Genomic DNA, 21895 nt, shown 5'->3' with positions numbered 1-21895 from the left:
CTGGCTGATAACTGCCTGCTTGAACAGGCTCATACCCGCTAACACCCTGAGGAATCTCATGACCCCCCACCTCATTGGGCACAATCTTGGGAATCATCTGCGTCGGTTGTGCCCCGCCTGGCCGCCAAGGGGGCTGCTGATCCGGGGGCAAGGGTGGCGTTGCTGCGGCTTGCTCCTCTTTTTCCTGCTTCTGGTGCCCATACTCGGACATCACACCGCCTCCGTACCTAAGTACGCCTCGATTACCTTTGGATCTTGCCGCACCTCATGAGGAGGACCATCAGCGATCCTCCGCCCATAATCTAAAACGGTGATGTAGTCAGAAATGTCCATTACAAGGTCCATATGGTGCTCTATGAGTAACACAGTGATTCCGCACTCCCGGATCTGATCTATCAGTTCGACTAGTTCGACAACTTCCCCAGGGTTCATTCCAGCTGCGGGCTCGTCAAGGCACAACAGGTCCGGGTTGGCTGCCAACGCTCTAGCAATCTCCAGACGTCTTTGATTAGCGTATGACAACGCTCCGGCTAGATCGTTCCCCCTATCACGCAGGCCGACAAAGTCCAGTAGACCCCACGCTCTACGGGTCCGCCACATTCGGCCCATGTCGCCTATGCGCTGATCGACCTCCTGCTTCCTTACGGCATGCAGACCTACCATTACGTTCTCGAGAACTGTCATCTTCCGCCAAATCTGCATGTTCTGAAACGTTCTCGCGATGCCTCTCGCTGCCCGTTCTTCAGCTTGCAAGTGCGAGATGCTCTCTCTCCCCAGAATTATCTTTCCGGTGTCCTCCCTATAAAAGCCAGTGATGACGTTTACCATCGTGGTTTTCCCGGATCCATTGGGTCCGATCAACGCGTGCACGGTTCCCTTCAAAATCGTAAAGTCTACGTTCGCTAGAGCCCTCAGTCCGCCAAAGTACTTGGAAACATCGCGGACTTCGAGCAGGGGCTCGTAATTTCGTACGCGCGCAATTTCGCCTGGAATAGGGAACTTATATGCTTCAGGCATCTCGGGCGTGGGTGGCACGTAAACTTTCTTCCCCCTCTGAACTTTCTTCCGCCTCTGTACCTCTCTATACCGACCAAGAGCCTGGGTAGCTCCTCCAGGAAGTAGCGCTACTAGCGCAATACCGGTAGCTGCAGGTGTAAGTTGAGCTATATAAGAAGCCCCCCCGCCCGTGGCCGCAGCGCCGGCTTTGGTCGCTCCTTCTGCTGCACCCCTCAACAAGCTCGGAAGCACCAATCCGGTCCCGAAAAAAATGGCTCCCACTATCGGGCCGGCAATAGTTCCAAATCCACCAACCAAAATCATGATCAGAAGACGGAAAGAAAACTGAATGTCAATCACTGATCCGGTTGTCAGCACCTGGCCGAACTGCGGATCTTGAGAGTGAAGAGCGCCCGCCAGGCCAACGATAGTAGCGGAAATCGCAATGGAGGCAATTTTGAAGCGCCTCACAGCGACGCCGCTCGCTCGAGCCCCAATCTCGGATTCTCTAATGGCTTTGAAGGCACATCCCATCCAGGACCGAGTAATAATCACAGACGCAAATAGGGCAATCAATAGAGCGATAACGGCGAGTCTATAGAAAGCCAAACGATTATAGAAGTTATCAGTGACGTCGAGTGTTGCAGGGGGAGGAAAGAACACAGTTTTGACTGTTTTAGTGTCGAATGCTCCCGTGGCCTGCGTACCTCCGGGACCTCCGGTTGGATCAAAAGTCCATTTCCTCAGTAGAAACACAAGCTGCGGAAGGAAAGCCACAAATGCTAATGACATCACTGTGAAATAAAAACCCCGTAAATGAGCGGCTCCTACAGAAAGCAATAATCCCGCGATACACGAAATAACCAAAGCAAAGACCAGAGCTACCCACGGGTTGTGAAAGAAGTCGATGCCAACGGCCATAGCATAAGCACCGACCCCAAAAAACCCCGCGTGACCAAGGGAAATGAGCCCAGTGTAACCGGCTAAAACACCGAGCCCGATTGCAGCAATGGCAATGACTAGCGTGTTGTTCAACACATCAAACCACAAAATCCCGCGACGTGTGCCGAAAAGTAAGCCGACAATTTGCGGTGTGCCCATTAGGACCAACGTGAAGATAATGAAAGCAATAACGGAGCCTCTATAGCTTTCAGGGAAGAAAACATAGGGCTTTTTCTGATATTTATAAAAACTCCCTTTGCCGGGAAACCATCGATCCGGTCGCTCCAGCTTTATAGGACGCCTGGATCGCACGCCCTTATCTTCGGGAATTGATGGTGGTGCATGTGGCTCTGGGGCACGTGAAGGTACTAGGTTATCAGGAGGAAAGGGGGCACCTTCGGCGGGCTGTCCAGTGGTTTGGTATGGCTGCTGCTCCATATCTAGACCTCAGCGGCTCAAACTTTCTCTACAGCTGGCTCACCGAAAAAGCCAGTTGGCTTGATTAGAAGTACAGCGATGAATAATCCCAAAACAACCAGTTGTTCGTACGATCCGGCTCGCGGAAACACAGTTATTAAAACTGTCTTCAAAAACGCAATGCTGTAGCCTCCGAGAATCGCTCCTTTGGTACTCCCCAAGCCTCCCATCACTGCAGCTACGAATCCCTCGATTCCCAAGAGCAATGCCGTCTGAAAGTTCAATCCCTGAATGGGAGCGAACAATGCGGCACCAAATGAGCCAGTCATTCCGGCCAAAGCAAAGCTCAACGCAATCACGAAATTGCCGTTCACTCCCATGAGCGATGCCGCCATACGCTCTTCCGCCACCGCCCTGAAAGCCCGTCCAATCATCGTGCGCGTGTACATAAGCTCCAAGGATCCCATAAGCAGTAGCGTCCCGACGATGATGAGAGCTCTAGAAGGGTTAAAACTTGCCCCAAATATCGTAGTGTCTCGCAGGCCAAAAAGGGACCTCAGAAGAGGCGGAAGCGGCTGGGGCTCCGAGGAGATAAATCGCGCCACTGATGCTTGTATAACGATGTACGCGGAAAATGTCGTCAGCACCCAGCCGATGTTGGTCATCGGATCAAACCTACCTAGCGGCAGGATAGTTACAGCCCAGACTACGACTCCTATGACAGCTGACAGCCCAACAGATACGAGCACGGCCAACCAGAGCCTTGCACCAGGGTCCGCATCCGCCCCACAAGGTCCGGTCATACCGCAAACCTTCCATACTAGATATCCGCCAAGGACCACGGTGCCGGACTGAGCAAAGTTTATGATCCGCGTGGTGGAGTAAACGAGGTTGTACCCAAACGCGACAAGGGCAAGCACCGAACCGGCTACTAGCGAGGAGATGATCAGCTGCGAAATCTTAGTTGCCACGCGCTACCCCCAGAGACTTACTCCGCTAACTCCAACAAGCGAAATTCCCCGCGAAGACGCTGTATGCAAAAGATTACTAAATGCGAACCGTTCTTCGCTGGACCGCCAACCCCCCGCGCCGAATACCGCATCGATCAATGAACCTTGCAACGATTGGAAAGGGTTCCATTAGGCTCTTTCGTACACTGAGTGCCGTAGCCCAGCTCAAGAATCTCTGCAACCACCTTCGGGTGCCGTTTCCGATTCTCCTCCAAGGTAGGTCGCACTAAGTGCGTGGGGTTGAAGGCTATGCCGCGAAGTCCCTCTTGCCATTCGCGACCGAGTGAGTAAGGAGGATCTGTAGGCTCAGGAGTATCCCGCTCCAGTGTGATCATTATTACATCCTCGGGTTTCCTCGCCAGGTGGTCGTTGGGGCTGAAGGAAAACGGGAAGCCACTGAAGGCGCGCTCCTCCCCGTTTTCGAGTGCGGCCACGACCTTGTCTCGGTCTGTTGAACCTGCATCCCCTACCGCTTTGACTATCGCATACAAGCTGTCAGCCGGAGACTCTTCGCCTCCCGTTGCCGTCTCCCCGGTGTACTCCAAGACCCACTGCGCGATCTTGAATTGTGGGAGATAGATTAGGCCACCAATGTGCCAAACGGTCATAGAGCCGGTTGCCGCTGCGTCACCTGCTAAGACTGCCCACTGTCGTTCACCCATGCCGGCAGGGTCTCCCATCAGGTGAGGCTTCCACTCACCACTCTTTGCTGTCGGGGTGTCCTTGTATTTGGCACCCAGAGCTGCCAAACCTTTGACGATGTTTGCAGTGTCGCTGGGAAGCCCGAATACCCATAGAGCTTCGCAACCCGTTGCTTTGAGGCGCTGAAGCTGAGGACCTACCTCTGTAGCATTGATGCCGTATGTTTCTACTCCTACGATCTGCAATCCAAACTTCTGCGCAGATTCTCTGGCGAGAGCCTCGAAGTCACCGGCTAGAAGCGACACGTACATCAATCCAACTCGCGAATAGCCTCGATCCAGCTTGGAATAACGTCCTAGCCCCTCTAGAATCCAGCGACCCGGCAAAAAATACTGAAACACTGATCTAGGTGAATTGCGATCTTGAGGCCACAATCTTCCCGTACTGAAGAGGTCTGTAAAGGTAAGAATCGTGGGGATGTTTCCCTTTTTTATGTCCCTGAGCGACTCGTTCAACCCTAAAGGAGTTGCAAACAGAATGCCAACGACTCTCGGATCCTGGGCGAACTCTGTAAACTTCTGCCTAGCTTGAGCAACGTCAGTACCGCCGTCTCCTCGGAGCCAGTCGACTTTTCGCCCCCCAATACCTCCTCTCTTGTTAATCTCTGCAACTGCCGCATTGAGACCCCGTTCTGTGAGTCGGCCCACGAACGCTCCGAGTCCACTGAACGCGCCTACAACGCCTACGAGTAGGGTGTCCTTGCTGCCCCCTGCTGTTTTTATTAGCCCTTCTTCATTGAACTTGCCCACGGTGCACGAATTGAAAGCGAGATTTGCTAGGGTTAGGGCCGTCATTCCCCCGACTCCCTTTTTTACTAGCCATTTGAAGAAGTAGCGTCTCGAAATCTCCGGGTTCTTTTGCCGCAACAGAAAGTCGTACAGCTGGCTCTCGTTCACGAGTTCACTTCCCTCTCTACTACTCTCACCGGAATAGCTTAGCGAATCCCGCGGCTTTTTAGTGGACCGAACAAGCCGGGCTCAACCTTCCGGGCGCCAGCTTGGAGCACTGAGTGCCGTACCCGTTGCTCAGCATCCCCGTTACAATCTGGCCAGCCCGCCGAAGATTGGCCTCGAGTCTGGGCCTGACCAAGACCGTCATGTCCCTCTCTTCCATCAACCCTTCACTCCACTCCGTGCCGAGTTCATATGGAGGATTTGCGGGCGCCGGCTTCCCGTCCTCCAAGACCATTACACACAGGTCGTCCGGCTCCAAAGCCACTCGCTTGTCTCCACCAAGCTCAAACGCAACCGAGGCAAACTGGTACTGGTCTCGCTGACCGAGCGTGGATAACACGGCTTCGCGATCTGGTTTCCCCGCACGCCGGGCCGCTTCTAATAACACATAGGTTGAATCGACGACCGACCGCAAGCCGCGCCGAGCCTTATCTTTTTTTTCCCACCCCAGTACATGATCTCGCCCCCAGATCTCTGGTAACCACTCCGGGCCCTTTCTAAATCCTCCGATATCACCGACCGAAACGGTTCCAGGCCTCGCAGCAGAGCCAGCAGCTGTGGCCCAATCTCGTTCGCTCATAGCCTCCGGAGACCCCATTAGGTGCGGATGCCAGCTCCCTGCTGAGCTTGATTTTGCTTTCGGTGTGGACTCGTATGCCAAACCCAGCTCTGCAAGCGCTACAGCAGTTTTCGCAGCTGCCTCGGGGAATCCCCACAGGTACAACGCTTGGGGAGCTGCGCTTGCAGCTGCGGAAAGCTGATCACTGAGCGAAACCCCACCGCGCCCGAACTCCTCCGACCAGGCGACTCTAACACCCGACGCGGACGCGAGATTTGCCAGGACCTCGCCAAAACCAGGAAAGGAAATCTCGTCATAGATGGCACCTACCGTAGAGTACCCCCTGTCGAACCTGCAGTAATCAAGAAGAACTTGGAGCGACCACTGTGTGGGTATAGCGAACTGAAACAACGTCTCCCGCTGAGCATCCTCAGGATAGAGACCTCCCGACAACGTAAAATCCACGGTGGCAGATATTATCGGTACCCCGAGCCGCCCCGCCTCGTCAGCTATCGTGTCTGCTGCTAATGGTGTGGCAAGGATTATTCCTACTACAGTCGGATCGGCCACGAGCCGCATGAAACCCTCGAAAGCTTCGTCCACAGTTCCAGCATGTGCCCCCCGAAACGCCACCTGTCGCCCTAAGATACCGCCGAGAGCATTGAGTCTTCCCACTGCAGCGCGCAACGCATCCTCGGGGAGCTCACCTTTGTACTTTCGTCTATCGCCCGGAAACAGGCCAATGGCTCCGACTTGCAATACCTCCGTAGTGCTACCCTTGGACCGAAAGAGGCCGCATCCTAGAAGAGAGAATCCTGCCCCAAAAGCGCCGACAGTTTTCAAAAAATCCCTTCTGTCAAGATCCATAACCGTCTATACCCTACTTTCACGCGATGCTTCCCTAAGAACCACTCAATCCCGGACCTATTCTTTAGCACCTGCTTGATGAAACGATTTTTTATACCGCTGGCTGTCGAAACAGGAGGCCTCTCGCCGCTGGATTTTTCCGTAGCTTCAAGAGATCGGTATTTAGATGTCGCAAGCCAAGGTTGCTTTGACCTGGTGGTGATCGGAGGAGGCATTACCGGGGCAGGCGTGTTGCTAGATGCCGTTACCCGCGGCCTCTCCGCGTTACTAGTCGAAAAACACGACTTTGGGTCAGGTACGTCTAGTCGCTCATCTAGACTTATTCACGGCGGACTTCGCTATCTGGAGCAGTTTGATTTTGGCGTCGTAGCGAGCTCACTCCGGGAGAGATCTACGCTATTGCGGATTGCTCCACACTTGGTGTGGTCCGCTCCTTTTGTAATTCCTATTTTTCGTGACAGTTTTTTTTACCGGAAGCGCCATTTGGTGCGGGCAGGACTTGCGATATACGACGCGTTGGGCGCATCGGTGTTCTCGTGCCGCCATCGGCATCTCGACAATTTCGAGCTTTCAGGCTTGATTCCGGGAATCGATTCGTCCGCGTACGAGGGAGGAATCGTTTACTGGGATGCCATAAACGACGATGTGCGCACTTGCATGGCTGTTTTGCAAACTGCGGTGTCCTTCGGAGCTTTAGCTTTGAATTACTGTGAGGCAGTTAGAGCCGAGCAAACCCGCTCGACCGTGCAAGTCTTAGTCCGAGATCACCTCACGAAGCGAGAGGTGGTAGTTACCGCACGAGCAATTGTCAATGCGACTGGGGTGTTTGCAGACGAAGTCTCCTCTCGGTTGGGTTTTGGAATCCACCTTCCACTGGTGCCGGCAAGAGGAGCTCATATCATCCTAAGAAGGTCTGCTTACCCCGGGAAGGCAGCTGTACTACTGCCGGTAGAGATGGATCAGCGATTCATCTTTGTCATTCCAACAGCATCGAAGGTGATAGTGGGGACCACTGACACACCTCACAACGGGCCTTTATACGATCCGTCTCCTACAGAGAGCGAGATTCGCTACATAGCTGAGGCTTACCGGCACTGGAGCTCAGCCTCCCTCGAACCTGGCTTTGTAACGGGCGCTTATGCTGGACTGCGGCCTCTCGTATCGAAAAGTTCTCTCCTAGGTGGGGGTAGTCGCAACCGGCGAAATGACAGCTTCGGCTCGTCGCGAAATACTCCCCCTACTACCTCCGACATATCCAGGCGACACGTTTTCGCCGTAGGAAGAAATCGCTCGCTTACAGTAACCGGGGGGAAGTTCACCGCATACAGGAAGATGGCTCAAGAAGCCGTAGACATCGTAGGGGAGCAGATTTTGGGCCAATCCTTGCCGCCGTCGAAGACTGCCAACATTCCGCTCTGGGGTGCTTGTTCTTTCGAGTGGTTTATCCGCAACGCGCGCTCGGACAAGTTTTATCTTGGGCAAAGTGTGCCGTTACGCGCCTTGAGATGGCTCTGGCGGCGGTATGGAAGCGAAGGCCTGAGGGTAATGAGGTACAACGCACAAGTAAATGCGCAACCCGAGGAGGCCCTTGATGCTGGAGCAACCTGGTGCTTCAAGGGGCAAATCCTCTACGCTATCCGGCACGAGTCAGCGGCTAGGATCGAGGATGTACTCTTTCGCCGTACGCGCCTGGGTAGCGACGATCTAATCACGGCCCTAGCTCTTGCACCTTATGCATCCGAGATCGGTCTCGCATACCTACCGGGTGAACACAGAAAGGGCTGGGCAGTTCAAGAAATAAACAACCTCTCCGAGCGCCTCAACACGATGCTTAAGATCCTCGATCGGGCAGTACGCTAAAAAGTTTCGGAGCTGACCGTTCAAAGCTGTCAACACAACCGAGATTCCAGCGGATGAAAACTAGACCCACTATCACGAGATGAATGCTCCTAAAAAAAAACGTGTCAAAAAGACGCCTGCGTCGCTCGATTACGAGCAAGTGGCGAGCCCGCAAGACCGCCGGGACGCCGAATCTCAAGATATCGAACACGGTGAATCGGAGTCTCAGCCGCTAGTATGGCGGGCAGTTTTCATTGGCGCTGCAACAGCACTAATCCTCGTACTGATCCCGTCTTATTTGGTAGGGCCGAGGCTCACGCGCTCGGAGCTGGCAGCGGTAGATACGGCAGTAACTGACGACGGGTTCGAAGTAGCAAAGGTTCAACTCCCACCCTTCTCTGCAGGCCTCGCCCAGGGGTTGTCGGCCGGTCAAGTGCTCGTTGCAATTCCATCGAATCGCATCATTCGTGTCTTCGACACCATTTCCTATTCTCCTGACCTCACTGAAAACTCCCCTGATAACACACCGCGTAAAGCTACTTCTCTCTCCTTCGTCCTGCGAAAAGACATCCCCATAGATGCCGGCCCGGTCGTTTTATCGACATCTCCTTCCTTGGGTATCGCCGCAATTGTCGACAACACATCCTCCGACATTTGGTTATTGGACCTTTTGCAATTAGAGGTCACCCGATCTGTATCTGCAGGTAGGCGTCCTGTGGCCGTGAGATTCTCCGACGATTACCGGATCGCAGCCGTTGCCAATTTCGAAAGCGGGTCGATAACTCTCATTGACCTTGTGTCCTACTCGACAAAGGAGGTGTCCGTAGGTGAACGGCCCAGAAGCCTCGCCTTTTTCGGCGGATGGCTGTTCGTCGCGCGCGAAAACCAGCGGCAACTCGAGATCGTCGACGTTTTTACGGCGACCAAAAGGGAATCCCTAAATATTCCTTTTGTTCCCGAAAAGCTGGAGGAATGCGAAGGTTGGCTTATTGCTGCCGATGCGGACGCATCCCGAATAGCGGTAATAAACCCTGCGAAACCTGAGAACGCCGCTTTTGTCACTTCGTCAGGGAAACCGCGGGCGCTCGCATGCGTCGGTCACGGGCGATTCGCAGCAGGGACCGATCGACCCGGAGGGATAGCTACATTTGCTCTACCGGCTTCAACCGAGACCTCCACCCCGACGGCCCAGCCCGTAGGCTTCGTGGCGACGTCGTCGTCACCTACTTTTCTTTCGGAAATATCCCCGGGAATCGTGGCTTTTACTGGGCCTAAGACCCTTTCGTCGTTTCTTACAGCATCCCTGATCTCGGCAAACTTGCTCGGTGTTTTGACGGGAGGGATAGTTGCTGGAGTTCTGGCACGTCGTAGGTACGCATCCCACGCTCTCGCATTATCGGCGGTGCTCGTGGCCTCGTACTGGTTGGTGTTCCAAGGTGCTCAGCCTGCTGCTTTACCACTCGTAGTGGTGTTCGTGGGGCTTCCCGTGCTGGCCACAGCAGCTCTCGGCACCTGGATAGGAAAGGTAGTGACGGAGCGATCTCGCTCAGCGTCGAGCCTCTTTATGAGGCTCTACCGCAAATCACCATCTAAGGACGTTTCAGCAGAACCGGGATAGTTAATGGTACATACTCTGCTTGTAAAGAAGTGGCACATTGAAAACGGAGCGAGTGGGCCAGGCGGCAGCGGCGCCGAGAAGGCGTCGAGGAAAGTCGGGACTGCTCAGGGTACGGCGCTGGGTAACACCCAGTCGGGGCGACCCGAGGAAAGCGCCACAGAAATCAGACCGCCCGACTCCTGGTTTCCAGGGGCTCGAGCAAGGGTGAAACGGTGGGGTAAGAGCCCACCGGCGGCTCGGGTGACCGAGCCGGCCAGGCAAGCCCCGCCGGCAGCAAGGCCAAGCAGGAAAGGTCAGAGGGTGGCCCGTCCGACGGTCTATAAGACCACCTTTCCGGGTAGGCTGCAAGAGGTGTCGGGAAACCGGCATCCCAGAGAGATTGTCGCCGCCGCAAAGCGACGTGTCCCTTATTTCTGGGAGCATTCGCTGCGGATACAGAATCCCGCTTACCGGTCCACTCGCTCCCCTTTCTTCGTTCGCTAACGTTCTGTAATGAGCGATACGTATTCTCAAGTCACCACTACCAAGTACGCGACACTGTTACAACTCTTATTGCCGCTTGATAGCTGTTTCGTAGCAGACAAGAGTCGGAAGAATCTTTATGAACGGTGACGTGCAAGCGTGGGCCGTATTTGCCGGGTTGGCGATAGCTTTGTTAACCGCTGACCTTATTTCGCTAAGGCGACACCATGGAGAAACTTCTTTGGGCAGCGCGGCTCGACAAAGCGCATTGTGGGTGGGCGCGGGTCTCGCCTTCGGAATATATGTTTACTACCACTTCGGGCGTCAAGGCGCACTCGAGTACTTCACTGGCTTTCTAATCGAGAAATCCCTCAGTGTCGACAACCTTTTCGTTTTTCTAGCCATATTTCGCTACTTCTCCGTCGAGAGAAAGTTCCAGAGCCGTCTGCTTTTCATCGGGATTCTTGGGGCCGTTGTGTTTCGAGCAATTTTTATTTTTGCGGGCTCGTACCTGCTACAGAGGCTCGACTGGATGGTGTACGTTTTTGGAGTAATCTTGCTGGTGACGGCGGCTAGACTGCTCAAAAAGCACGACGAAGAGATTCACCCAGAGAAAAATCTGGTCGTGCGAATCGCCAAACGAATTGTTCCAGTTACTAGTTACCTAAAAGACCAGAGGCTCGTATATCGAGAAAATAGGCGCCTAGTTGCAACTCCCCTGCTACTTGCAGTTATCACCATTGAGACATCGGATATCATCTTCGCAATAGACTCCGTTCCCGCTATCCTGGCTATAACCCGCAATACCTTCATTGTGTACTCATCGAATTTGTTTGCGATCCTCGGCTTGAGAGCCTTGTATTTTTTCTTGGGAGAGATCGTTGAGCGCTTCCGGTATCTGAACTACGCCATCGCCGGGATACTGGTCTGGGTGGGGATAAAAATGCTCTTACATGCACAAGTGACAATACCAGCCCAGGTGTCCCTCGGCGTTGTGGGAGTTTCAATAGCCCTCGGCATCTTGCTTTCCCTAGTGATTCCAGACAAAGAACGGGGCTCTGTTGAGAGTGCCACCGAAGGCTAAAAGGCTAGACCACAAGACTCTTGCCCTAAAAACACCGTAGCGCAGTAGGCTGCGCAACCGGATTGCTCTCTGCCGCGCGCTGAGAATAATAAACAGCACGCAAACGTGACAACAAAGAGGCCTAGCCCCGTGTTCTTTTGATTCCCGCTTTCGCTAAAACAGACGGAGGAACGCCCATTTGCCGAAAAGCCTTGTAGGAAATCCCCTTTCGCTTTGCGAACGAAGCGGCATATTGAATGAATTTCTTTTCAAAATCTTCGCCGTCGCCACCGGACTTCCGAGCTTCCTGTACGGCCTTCTCGAGCTGTAGAACTTTTTCCGTCAGCTCCACCCTCCGTAAAGAATTCCGTGCAGCGCTAAGCTCTTGCTTTGCTTTTGCCAGCTTTCGCTCCAACGCCTTCGGGTCTACCCTTCTTCCCTGGCGCGTCCCTAAAGAATCCAAGTATGCTTTCACCGCCTCAGTCTCCTCGCGACCCTTTTTTATCGCGGCTTTTTCCTTGTCCGTCAGTTTCCTTCTAGGCATTGAATAGCTCCTTCCTGATTGGGACGGGAACGCTGCGGAAGTACTGATACTGTCAGTCGATCCCTAACCCTTATATTGGCATCTTATATCAAAATTCATACTCACGGTCAATATTCTTGCGAACTATTGCCGAATCTATTGCGGCATTGACGAGTGCATCTGCTTCCTGATTTGCGTCCCTCCTGACGTGAACTACTTTCCACCAGGAGAGCTCTTGGAGAAGATTGCTCGTTTCATCGAAAAGGACCTTCAACCGTGGATTTCTAACACGGTATTGGCCTGTTAGCTGCCGCGCGATCAGCTCTGAATCTACCCTGATTTCGAGGCGTCTAATGCCCTGTTTCAACGCGGACTTTAGTCCTAAGGCCACCGCTCTATACTCTGCCTCGTTATTGGTGGCTATGCCAAGAAAAACGCCGTCACTTGCCAGCACAGCTCCCGGATTTTCTCCACTTCCCTCCCGCAGTACGAATGCAGCAGCTGCTGGACCGGGATTACCCCTCGCTCCCCCATCACAGTAAAGTACCGCCTCGGCTTTGTTACTCTTGGCAGTATCTGTCATCATGGAGACACTGTCACAATTATGCGCCCACAATTCTCGCAGCGAGGGAGTTCCTCCTCAGCTTTTGCTAACTCTTCCAGGGCGGCTTTGGAAAGGTCGACGTTACACCCTGTGCACTTGATGCCGTCGACGCGAGCGACAGCGACGCCCCCCATATGAGCTCTCAGTCTTTCGTAGGACTCGATCACAGTTATTGGTATTGACAATGCCATGAGCTCTCTTTGACGTTGAAGCGAGGCTATTTCTTCTTGGATCTTGGATGACTCCTTCTCCCAGGCATCACGAAGACCGTGGAGTTTCTCACGAGCCAACTGTAGATCTTTTTCTAGCTCTGGCGTAGTAGATCTGAACTCATCCAGCTGAAGCAATGTCTCTAAAAGCTTCCCCTCTAGCGATGCTTTCTTCTCCTCGAGATTCTTTAGCTCGCGCTGGAGCGCCGTCAGTTCCCGACTGGACCGAATCTCTCCCCCAAAAAGCTGAGCTTTTATTTCCTCAGCCTTCTGTTCTATAACGCCAATTTCTGTGTCGAGTTTCGACTCGTATCGCTGGAGCTCCGACACCTCACGCATGTGCTCTGCGAAATCTTGCTCTAGCTTTTTCACACTCTTTTCGAGGCACCTAAGTTCCTCTAGAGTGGAGCTCCTTTCGAGTCTAAGACCAAGAGAGTCAATCAACGCGTCTACTCGCTGCAATTCGAGAAGGCGGTTCGCGGTGGACTCATCCACTACGATGCGACCTTTTTAGTTAGATCCTGCTGCCACACCAGTCATCCCTAAGTAGGTGATGGAGCGGGGCCAGTTGCAGATGGTATCGGGCTCGGGGACGGTGGCGAGGACGGTGTCGTAGAAGGAGCAGTCGAAACAGAAGGGCTTGGACTGAGTGGCGTCGGCACTGGCGTGCTCAATCCTCCGCCCTCCCCAGCTCCGCTGGGAGTTTCTGTGCCCCCCTTAGCCTCCGTCCCGAGCTTGCCTCCTTGAATTCGGCAATTCGGAGCTTCAAAGTCCTTAGGCTCCAAGCCTTCATGAGCCATTGACATAAACGCAGAAAAAATTCCAGCTGGTATGGTTCCACCTGCGACAGATGCAAAGCCGTTTACGTTGTACATAGAGAGCTCCGCGTCGGGCGAACCAACCCAAACGCCGGTGGATAAATACGGAGTGAATCCAACGAACCACGCGTCCCTGTACTGCTCACCTGTCCCCGTCTTGCCCGCAACGGGCTGACGCCCTATAGCAGCCCTACGTCCAGTACCGGATGTAACCACAGACTTCAGAACATCGACCGCTGTGAGCGCCACGCATCGATCTAGCGTCTGATCCCCTTTAGGATTGGCCTCGTATATGACTCTTCCGTCACGGCCAAGAATCCGCTGAATGTAATACGGCCTGTATCGCACTCCTCCAGTTGGGAGTGTCGCGAAAGCGCCGGCCATGTCGACAGGGGCCTCTTCTTGCGTCCCCAGAGTAATGGAGGGAACTCTCTTGATATCACCCGGTAAACCCATTTTCTTCGCAGCATCTACTACGGCATCGACACCGACATCCAAAATCAGCCGAGCAAAGGCGCAGTTCACTGATTTTGCAGTCGCTTCCCGAATGGACATCACTCCTCCCCCCTCTCCAGCATAGTTTTTAGCTTTCCAAACACCGCCGCCCGGAATCTTTAGATTGCAAGGACTGCTTCCGTTGACAGTCTCGGTCGGTGGAATTCGTTTACTGAGCACGGCTACAAGAGTAAAAACTTTGAACGAAGATCCAGTGCTTCGCACGCTCTGAGTGGCAAGGTTGTACTTGTATTCCTGAAAATCTCTCCCTGCTGCAATAGCTCTGACCGCCCCACTTCCCACCTCTAGTGACGCAAGCGCAGCAGTAAACTGCGGGCTCTTTGGCCCGTGAGCGGCAATCGCATCTTCCGCAGCGGTCTGAAGCCTCATATCCAACGTTGTCTCGATGGTGAGACCTCCCTTGAACAATGCGTTATACCGCTCGCTGGGAGTATCCCCCAATATTGGCTCGCGCAACAATATCTGCTTTACCCACTCAGCAAAGTAGTCACCGGGACCTTCAGTGATTTGAGGCTTGATATATAGACGAGTCGGTAACGATTGAGCATCCGCAAATTGGCGTTCTTCGGAGGATATGTATCCGAGACGCTCCATTTCCAAGAGTACTTCTCGGCGACGGATCTTTGCCTGTGATGGATTCGTTATTGGATCGTATCCCTGCGGGGACCTTATCAAACCAGCAAGCATTGCAGCCTCAGAAATCGTCAGGTCTTTGGGAGATTTGTTGAAGTAAGCAGAGGCTGCTGCGGCCACCCCGTACGCGCCATTTCCGAAGTAAACGCTGTTCAGATATCGTTCTAATATCTTTTCTTTAGGGAGTTGATTCTCTAGTTGTTGAGCCAAAAATATTTCTTTGAGTTTTCTTGCTACAGTGCGCTCCGGATTTAGAAGCGAGTTTTTAATTACCTGCTGGGTTATCGTAGAGCCACCTTGCTGAACTGAGCCCCGTGATACGTTAACTATCATTGCCCGGGCCAACGATTTTAAATCTATACCAGAGTGCTCAAAAAACCTTCGGTCCTCAGCCGCTAAAGTCGCACCCACCATAATCGGTGCGACGCGGGTTAGTTCAACCGGCTCACGATTTTCTTCAGCATGTAGGATGGCAATTTGGGTACCATCCCGCGCCAGCATCTTGGAGTTGACAGCAAGTGGCTCTAAGCCAATGTTTCCCCTAGCATCCCACGGTGCGGTATAGCTAATGAACGGGCCGAGCTTAGGGGCCTGTGCCAGTACTGCACCCGAGATAGGGACTAAGGAAATAAGAAGTGTAAATAGAACAAGCCCCTTTAAAACTCGGCGCAGCATTCTTATTCTATATGCATCCCTGAGATCGCTCGTGAGATCACAAGCCTTTGAATTTCGCTAGTGCCTTCGAAAATAGTGTATATCTTTGCGTCGCGATGCCACTTCTCTACCGGGAAGTCTCGTATATAGCCATACCCGCCAAGAATTTGAATAGCTTCTTCAGTTACCTTGACTGCTACCTCGCTCGCTTTTAGCTTGGCCATGGAACCTTCGGCGTTTTCATACTTACCGTTTCTCCCGAGCCATGCCCCCCTCCAAACCAGCAATCTAGCCGCATCGATTTCCGTTTTCATGTCAGCCAGCTTGAAGGCAATTGCCTGATTCTCGATGATCTTTCGCCCGAACTGCTCTCGCTCCTTGGCATATTCAAGCGCGAACTCGTAAGCTGCACGGGCAATACCAATTGCCTGAGCCCCAATGATCGGTCGACTCATCTCGAGGGTTTGGAGCATGCCGGATCCGCCAGTCCGCTCTCCTTTCCTAGCTTTCTCCAATCGCTTCATGAGCCGGTCTTCTCCACCGAGCAGGTTTTCTTCAGGAATCCGAACGTTATCAAAAATCACCTCGGCCGTGTGGCTAGCCCGAATTCCCATCTTTTTTTCTTTTTTTCCTTGCGACAGACCGGGGGTTCCCTTTTCCACAATAAATGTGGCCTGACCCCTGTGCTTTAGCTCTGGCTCGACTGTAGCGACCACAACATGGACATCGGCTATCCCACCGTTCGTTATAAAAATCTTCTGGCCATTTATGATCCACTCGTTGCCCTCTTTTCTGGCGGTGGTGCGAAGCGAGGCGACATCGGAGCCAGCGTTTGGTTCGGTCATGCACCATGCCCCCAGCTTCACGTCTCCTGGCTGACCGTAGCAGGCAGGCACCCACTTAACAATCTGTTCGGGGGTCCCGTTTGCGTAGATACCAGCCACAGCCAGCTGGGTACCAAAGATAGATAAACCTATCCCAGCGCACCCCCAAAACAATTCCTCAGACACTACCGGCAATGTGAGTCCCGTAGGATCCGCGAAGGCGCGGACCACGAATTCGTACGAGTAAAGCCCTATTTCCGCTGCCTTCTCGATTACCGGCCAAGGTGTCTCTTCGCGCTCGTCCCATTCTTGCGCCACAGGGCGGACTTCTTTCTCTGCGAATTCGTGAACCCAGTCACGTAGCTGCTTCTGCTCGTCGTTGAGTTCGAACGAAATTGCGCCAGGCCCTTGCTGCGAAACTTGGAGAGCTTCAGCAATAACGCTGTCTGCATTGTCACTCATACGTTATGCCTCCCATTGCCTTCTAGGGTCTACAAAACAACGAGGGAGCGAGCACTCACCTGTCTGAACCAAGTCCTCTGCCTACCAGTAACTCCCTGCACACTAACTTTTACAATCGTATGCACATCTCCACCACCGCAAACTCTAAGCCCCGAGCTGAGGTGTCCAGGAAGCACCTCTGCGATGCTCGACGTTTCTCACCATCCCACAGCCCTATTTCTATCACACAGAAGGTGCAAATAGAGCTTGGGGCTCAGCCGTAACTGGCAGCTCTGGCGGAACAGCGAAATGCTCACAGGTTAGCGTCGTGCGTCGTGCGTCGTGCATTGTATACGAGGGCTTGGAACAAGCACGCTAGCCGATTTCGCTAACTCGTAGGACCCCTCTGGGCCTCGATCCGAGAGCCCACACACGCGTTTTGCACAGCAGCATGTTCAATGGCAAAGTTTATTCTTCTCAAGGAAGGCTTGAAATCCAAGTCGCCAAGAGACGAGGTGACTATGCATAGAGCGTGATCGCCATATCTGAGCTTTTCTGCACAGCCACCGAGACAATCGAGTGTCAATTAAAAGGAGAGGCCTCTGATGCGCCGAGTGGTTTGCTGTAATTCGGGGACCAACAACATAACACGCAAGCGACCTGCAGTCCCCCTCGTGTTACTTCTCGTAGTAGCCGCGCTCGCCAGTGCTTGCGCCAAGGCAAACGATCCTAGCCGCATCAAGATAGGAATCATGGCGGCTTTCAACGGTCCATTGGCGTACTTTGGAGCCGCTTACGACAAAGCAACGGCATTTTTCGCGCAGGAAGTGGCAGAGCAGGGAGGAATCGCGGGCGGAAAAACAATTGATATCGTGGCCTGCGACACTGAGCGACGATCGGAAAAGGAAGTCACCTGCGTCGAGAAACTCATAAAAAAAGACAAGGTCACGGCGATCATAGCCGACAACGCGGAAGGAATACTCTCGCCTAGGGCTCTCGACACGATAAACAGGAACAGAGTGCCCGTAATGCTTCCAGCACAGACAGTTCCTATTGAGGAATTCAGCGCAGAGAAAGCCCCATTTCTCTTTGCCGACGTCCAAAAACGAGATTACGGCAAGACACTCATCAACTTCTTTCTCGATCAACAAGGCGTCTCTCGGATCGGGGTTCTGCATGCAACGGACCTTTACGGATCTGAAGGTTTGAAAGAGCTCCAACAAGCGTTTTCCGAGCGAAAAATAGAGCCGACAACGGTACAGTCCTTTGCGGTTGGCGACCAAGATATGACCATTCAGGCAACCCGGCTTAGAGACTCTGGGGCAGACGCCGTAATCATCTGGGGTATAGGCTCGGACGCAGCTAGAGCAGTCGAGTCCATGAAGCGCATTGGATACAAACCAAAGATCGGTGGCCCTCCAGGCCTTTATATAAATACGTATCGGAACGTGCTGGGTCCCGATTCCAATGACACGATCATGGTGGCACCTCATGCTCCAAATGACCTTCCCCTCAATATTCAAGAGATCATCTGGCTTTTCAGGTTCTACCTGCGCTACGGCTTCAACTTTTTTGTTATCAACGGCAAGTCAGCTCCGGACTGGCCTGTGTTGGAGCTAAATGCGTACAAGGGAATCCGTTATTTAGGACTTGCCATAGACAGGGTGCAGTCCACGGACGGCACTGCGATTCGTGATGTTTTGGAAAGCGGTCAACGCTTTGACGCGCTTGGCTATCAGGTGCGTTGGTCTCAGACAAGTCATATCGCCACATCCGATCCGCCTACCGAGACATGGATCGCTCGATTCACTGATGGCCACGTTCTCTTCGACTGGGACGCCAGAGCCCCGAAGGCTTACGAGTGGTGCCGCCGAGATATCGAAGAGGCTATGACCCAGGCACGGTTGGAGCAAGTTGGCAGGGAGCCAACCCGGCTGATCCAAGCCCTCGTTGGCGAAGTACTCGGATGTTTCGACCGATACGAAAGCGATTTTCGAGCGAGACTGGGCGAAAAGCAGTTCAACGATTTGAAAAATACGCTAAAGGCAGTGGCTACCGACCCAGGACGCGCAAGAGAGCTCGCTGAAAATGCAGCTCGCCAAGTGGACCCACTTGGAAGAGGCGGCAATGCGGGTCCTACGTCAGCCCCTGATCTGGTGCGGTAAATAAAGCGAAGGGATACTACCGGCAGGGACTTTCTAGCGGATGAGGACTGTCGTTCAGCTTTTAGCTATTGGGCTCTCTCGAGGAGCAGTCTATGCGCTCGTGGCCTTAGGTATTACGCTCGTTTATCGCACTACCAACATATTGAACTTCGCTCAGGGACAGATTCTGATGGTTGCTGTGTTTACCTCGCTCACCCTCAATCAGAATCCTCTTCGCCCAATGCCCTTACCGTTTGCATGGCTTGTAGGACTGCTCGTTGCGATGCTCCTCGGTCTTTTTGTGGAGCTCGCCGTGCGGCCAACACTCAAGCACAAAGGCTCCATCGGTTGGATCTTGGCAACGGTCGCCATAGCCACCATCATTCAGTTCGGGGCACCATACGTGTGGCCAGCAGAAGACCGGCCATACCCTAGCCCGTTCCCCAACGACGTCGGAATACCTGGTTTAGGATCGCTCGTATCTCAGAGACAAGCATTTACGATTGCGATTGCTTTCGGTCTCATGCTAGTGGTCGATTTGCTCTACAACAAAACCAAGTTCGGTCGTGCCATGAAGGCTGTGGCTGTCGATCGAGACACTGCATCTCTAATGGGGATAAGCCCTCGTCGGACTGTTAGGTGGGCTTTTCTTCTCGCCTCGATCCTGGCGGCTATAGGTGGATATCTCGTGGCTCCCCTTGCTTTTGCCAACATCAACATGGGATTTGATCTTGGAGTAAAGGGATTCGTGTCCTCAGTATTGGGGGGCATCGACTCGGCAAGAGGCGCAATGGCAGGCGGTATACTTCTTGGAATTTTCGAGGCTGCTCTTCCTCAAATCTTAGGGATCTTCAATTCAAACTTAGCCAAGTTCCCCGATCCGTTTGTATTTCTCCTATTTATCTTGGTTTTGGTCTTTAGACCACAAGGATTGTTCGGAACCGCTATCAGAGAGGCGCGCTGAGGCTTCGGAATGTCTTACCCTCAAATGCCACCGATGCCGGGACAACAGCGAACTCAGGGCGGCATTAGTCCGTGGAGACGATTCCGCCGCCCTGAGGCGACTTCCCGAACCGCATGGACCGACGTTTTCGAGGAAGAATTCCAGACCCGGTTCGTAAATCCCACGAGACGTCGCGCTGTGCTCAGCATCTCGGCTCTCATAGCAGCGATCGGAGTTGGCATTGCGTTCTCCAAGGATCCCTACTACCTGCGCCGCCTCACCTTAGTACTTGTGGCCCTCATCATCGCCTGCGGGCTGAATGTGTTGGTAGGGCACGCCGGGCAAGTCTCGCTCGGTCACGCGGCACTCTATGCTGTCGGCGGTTATGCAGCTGCCTGGCTCACCACCCAAGTACATCTTCCTGCCATAGTCGGACTCGTGATCGGAGTGATTGCGGGAGGCGTATCTGGTCTGATAGTAGGTGCTCCTGCGCTACGAATCAGAGGAGCTTACCTTGCTCTTGCGACAATGGCGTTTGGTCTCATCGTCTTCAAGGCCACTGACTCGCTGCGTCAGGTGGCGCCAAATCTAGCCACCGTATACCCGCCAACTGTAACAATCTCGCAGCTTCCAATAGAACCCGACCAGCAGCTCTACTTTTTAGCGCTCTTTCTCACCGTGGCGATCCTTTGGGCGACGCGTTCTTTCACATGGTCATACCTTGGAAGAGCAACGATGGCCGTAGCAGGCTCCGAGGACGGAGCAGCGTCGATCGGAATTTCGGTGTACAAAACCAAACTCGGAGCTTTCGTCTTTGCTGCCACAACAGCGGGATTAGCTGGAGCGCTGTACAACTACATCGATCAGCTGATAAATCCAAGCACATACGATCCAGTGATATCGGTAAGATTCCTTTTCGTTCTTGTAATAGGTGGCCTGGGGACGGCAATTTCTGGACCTTTTGTGGGCGCAGGACTCATTTTTATTCTTCAACTTCTTGCAGAGCGCCTGGAGCAAGCCGAAAACCTAGCACTGGCAGCGATTCTCCTAGGTGTCGTGTGGTTCTTGCCAAGAGGGATAGCCGGATCTCTGGCCGAGACCCGGCTGATAAGACTACTTCCCCGACCATACGAGACGTATACGGTACTCTCGCGTAGTCCTAAAAAGATGCCGCTTCTCGAGGGACCAGAGCCCAACCCTCGGAACCCGACAGAGACGATTGGCGGTGCCGCTTCAAGTGCCATGATCCAGCCCGCCTCTTTCGACCCGATCTTACGGGGTTATGACAGAACGGCTACTCCGGCACCAACGGTTTCGGCTCCCTCATACTCAGTGGCCGTAGATCCGCCGTTAGCCCAGCCAGGTGGGTTCGTCTTGATAGTCGACAGTATTTACAAACGCTACGGTGGCGTGGTTGCTGTTGACAACGTTAGCCTCAGAATTTTCCAGGGCACGGTCCATGCCATCATGGGACCCAACGGATCCGGCAAAACGACTTGCCTCGATATTATCGCCGGACGTACAAAGCCAGATTCTGGGCGCATCATCCTCAATGGAGCAGATGTCACGTCCCAGCCCCCGCACAAGCGGTATCAAGCTGGGCTCGCCAGAACATTTCAGAACATTCAGTTGTTCCCAGAGTTGCCCGTTATTTGGAATATTGCAGCAGCAGTCCCGCCGACTGCAGGTACTCTCGCGCAGCTTTTGCACACTCCCTCGTGCGTTAAAGACGAAATCAGAATCCACGGAAGAGCATTGGAGATCCTGGAAGAATGGGGTCTAACATACTTGACCTTTCGGAAAGCAGGAGTGTGCTCTTACGGTCAACAAAAAATGATCGAGCTTGCACGGGCTGCAGCTTCCAACCCTACGGTTTTACTAGTCGACGAGCCGTCGACAGGGCTCAATCCTCGCTGGATTGAGCTAATGGTGACTGCCTTGAGCAAGCTCAATTCCACGGGGACCACGCTTCTAATAATCGAGCACCATCAAGCAGTCATCTCTGATCTCGCTCACGAAGTAACAGTTCTTGACGAAGGCCGGGTTATTGCCAGAGGGACCTTCGATGAGGTAAGGGAAGATCCTCATGTGCAACGTGTTTATCTCGGCGAAGCGTACAGTCGGGCTTCTTCTACCATGAATCCGTCATAAGGGAAAT

Annotated in this window: 16 protein-coding genes and 1 other RNA gene; 7 read left to right on the top strand and 10 right to left on the bottom strand. The window is 53.4% G+C overall.

The features are described 5' to 3' along the window. Nucleotides 1-210: 210 nt before the first annotated feature. The 4 genes from C4318_02300 to C4318_02285 all read right to left on the bottom strand — a co-directional run bounded on the left by C4318_02300 (nucleotide 211) and on the right by C4318_02285 (nucleotide 6446). Nucleotides 211-2376, bottom strand: coding sequence for a hypothetical protein (locus tag C4318_02300; GenBank protein ID MER3453975.1), 2166 nt, complete (start codon nucleotides 2374-2376; stop codon nucleotides 211-213). Between the two features lie 17 nt (nucleotides 2377-2393). After that, the gene (locus tag C4318_02295; GenBank protein MER3453974.1) at nucleotides 2394-3326 is read right to left on the bottom strand and encodes a hypothetical protein; all 933 of its coding nucleotides are present in this window, start codon (nucleotides 3324-3326) and stop codon (nucleotides 2394-2396) included. A 134-nt stretch (nucleotides 3327-3460) separates the two neighbouring features. Further along, on the bottom strand, nucleotides 3461-4963 hold the full coding sequence (locus C4318_02290; GenBank protein MER3453973.1) for a hypothetical protein: 1503 nt from the start codon (nucleotides 4961-4963) through the stop codon (nucleotides 3461-3463). 58 nt (nucleotides 4964-5021) lie between these two features. Further along, nucleotides 5022-6446: a hypothetical protein gene (locus tag C4318_02285; protein MER3453972.1), complete on the bottom strand. Its 1425-nt coding sequence runs from the start codon at nucleotides 6444-6446 to the stop codon at nucleotides 5022-5024. Nucleotides 6447-6524: 78 nt separating this feature from the next. Between C4318_02285 and C4318_02280 the strand changes: the two genes are divergently transcribed. The 4 genes from C4318_02280 (at nucleotide 6525) to C4318_02265 (ending at nucleotide 11449) form a co-directional block, all read left to right on the top strand. After that, nucleotides 6525-8306: a hypothetical protein gene (locus tag C4318_02280; GenBank protein MER3453971.1), complete on the top strand. Its 1782-nt coding sequence runs from the start codon at nucleotides 6525-6527 to the stop codon at nucleotides 8304-8306. A gap of 79 nt (nucleotides 8307-8385) precedes the next feature. Beyond that, nucleotides 8386-9903, top strand: coding sequence for a hypothetical protein (locus C4318_02275; protein ID MER3453970.1), 1518 nt, complete (start codon nucleotides 8386-8388; stop codon nucleotides 9901-9903). A gap of 49 nt (nucleotides 9904-9952) precedes the next feature. After that, nucleotides 9953-10368, top strand: an RNA gene (gene rnpB / locus C4318_02270) — RNase P RNA component class A. Between the two features lie 136 nt (nucleotides 10369-10504). After that, entirely contained in the window at nucleotides 10505-11449 is a 945-nt protein-coding gene (locus C4318_02265; protein MER3453969.1) for a hypothetical protein, read from the top strand. A 121-nt stretch (nucleotides 11450-11570) separates the two neighbouring features. On the opposite strand, the gene C4318_02260 is transcribed toward C4318_02265, so the two are convergent. From C4318_02260 to C4318_02235, 6 genes are all read right to left on the bottom strand, one after another. Further along, nucleotides 11571-11972, bottom strand: a complete 402-nt coding sequence (locus C4318_02260) for a hypothetical protein (protein MER3453968.1) — start codon at nucleotides 11970-11972, stop codon at nucleotides 11571-11573. Between the two features lie 88 nt (nucleotides 11973-12060). Then, nucleotides 12061-12537: a ribonuclease H gene (locus tag C4318_02255; protein MER3453967.1), complete on the bottom strand. Its 477-nt coding sequence runs from the start codon at nucleotides 12535-12537 to the stop codon at nucleotides 12061-12063. Beyond that, entirely contained in the window at nucleotides 12534-13259 is a 726-nt protein-coding gene (locus C4318_02250) for a hypothetical protein (GenBank protein ID MER3453966.1), read from the bottom strand. Before C4318_02250 ends, C4318_02255 begins: the two co-directional genes overlap by 4 nt. A 47-nt stretch (nucleotides 13260-13306) precedes the next feature. Beyond that, nucleotides 13307-15406: a hypothetical protein gene (locus C4318_02245; protein ID MER3453965.1), complete on the bottom strand. Its 2100-nt coding sequence runs from the start codon at nucleotides 15404-15406 to the stop codon at nucleotides 13307-13309. A 2-nt stretch (nucleotides 15407-15408) separates the two neighbouring features. Continuing rightward, on the bottom strand, nucleotides 15409-16671 hold the full coding sequence (locus C4318_02240) for an acyl-CoA dehydrogenase (protein MER3453964.1): 1263 nt from the start codon (nucleotides 16669-16671) through the stop codon (nucleotides 15409-15411). A 367-nt stretch (nucleotides 16672-17038) separates the two neighbouring features. After that, complete coding sequence (locus C4318_02235) at nucleotides 17039-17236, bottom strand: hypothetical protein (protein MER3453963.1); 198 nt, start codon at nucleotides 17234-17236, stop codon at nucleotides 17039-17041. A 19-nt stretch (nucleotides 17237-17255) separates the two neighbouring features. Between C4318_02235 and C4318_02230 the strand changes: the two genes are divergently transcribed. Genes C4318_02230 through C4318_02220 form a run of 3 tightly spaced genes read left to right on the top strand, consistent with a single transcriptional unit; the run spans nucleotide 17256 to nucleotide 21888 of the window. Next, a complete protein-coding gene (locus C4318_02230) occupies nucleotides 17256-18815 on the top strand; it encodes a hypothetical protein (protein ID MER3453962.1) in 1560 nt (519 codons plus the stop codon). Between the two features lie 40 nt (nucleotides 18816-18855). Next, on the top strand, nucleotides 18856-19758 hold the full coding sequence (locus tag C4318_02225; protein MER3453961.1) for a hypothetical protein: 903 nt from the start codon (nucleotides 18856-18858) through the stop codon (nucleotides 19756-19758). 9 nt (nucleotides 19759-19767) lie between these two features. Beyond that, the gene (locus C4318_02220; GenBank protein ID MER3453960.1) at nucleotides 19768-21888 is read left to right on the top strand and encodes a hypothetical protein; all 2121 of its coding nucleotides are present in this window, start codon (nucleotides 19768-19770) and stop codon (nucleotides 21886-21888) included. Nucleotides 21889-21895 lie beyond the last annotated feature (7 nt).

It is taken from the genome of Acidimicrobiia bacterium (assembly GCA_040289475.1).
Classification (GTDB): Bacteria; Actinomycetota; Acidimicrobiia; order ATN3; family PSLF01; genus PSLF01.
The sequence above is the reverse complement of the archived record's forward strand: the minus strand, read 5'-3'. Positions and strand labels throughout refer to the sequence as shown.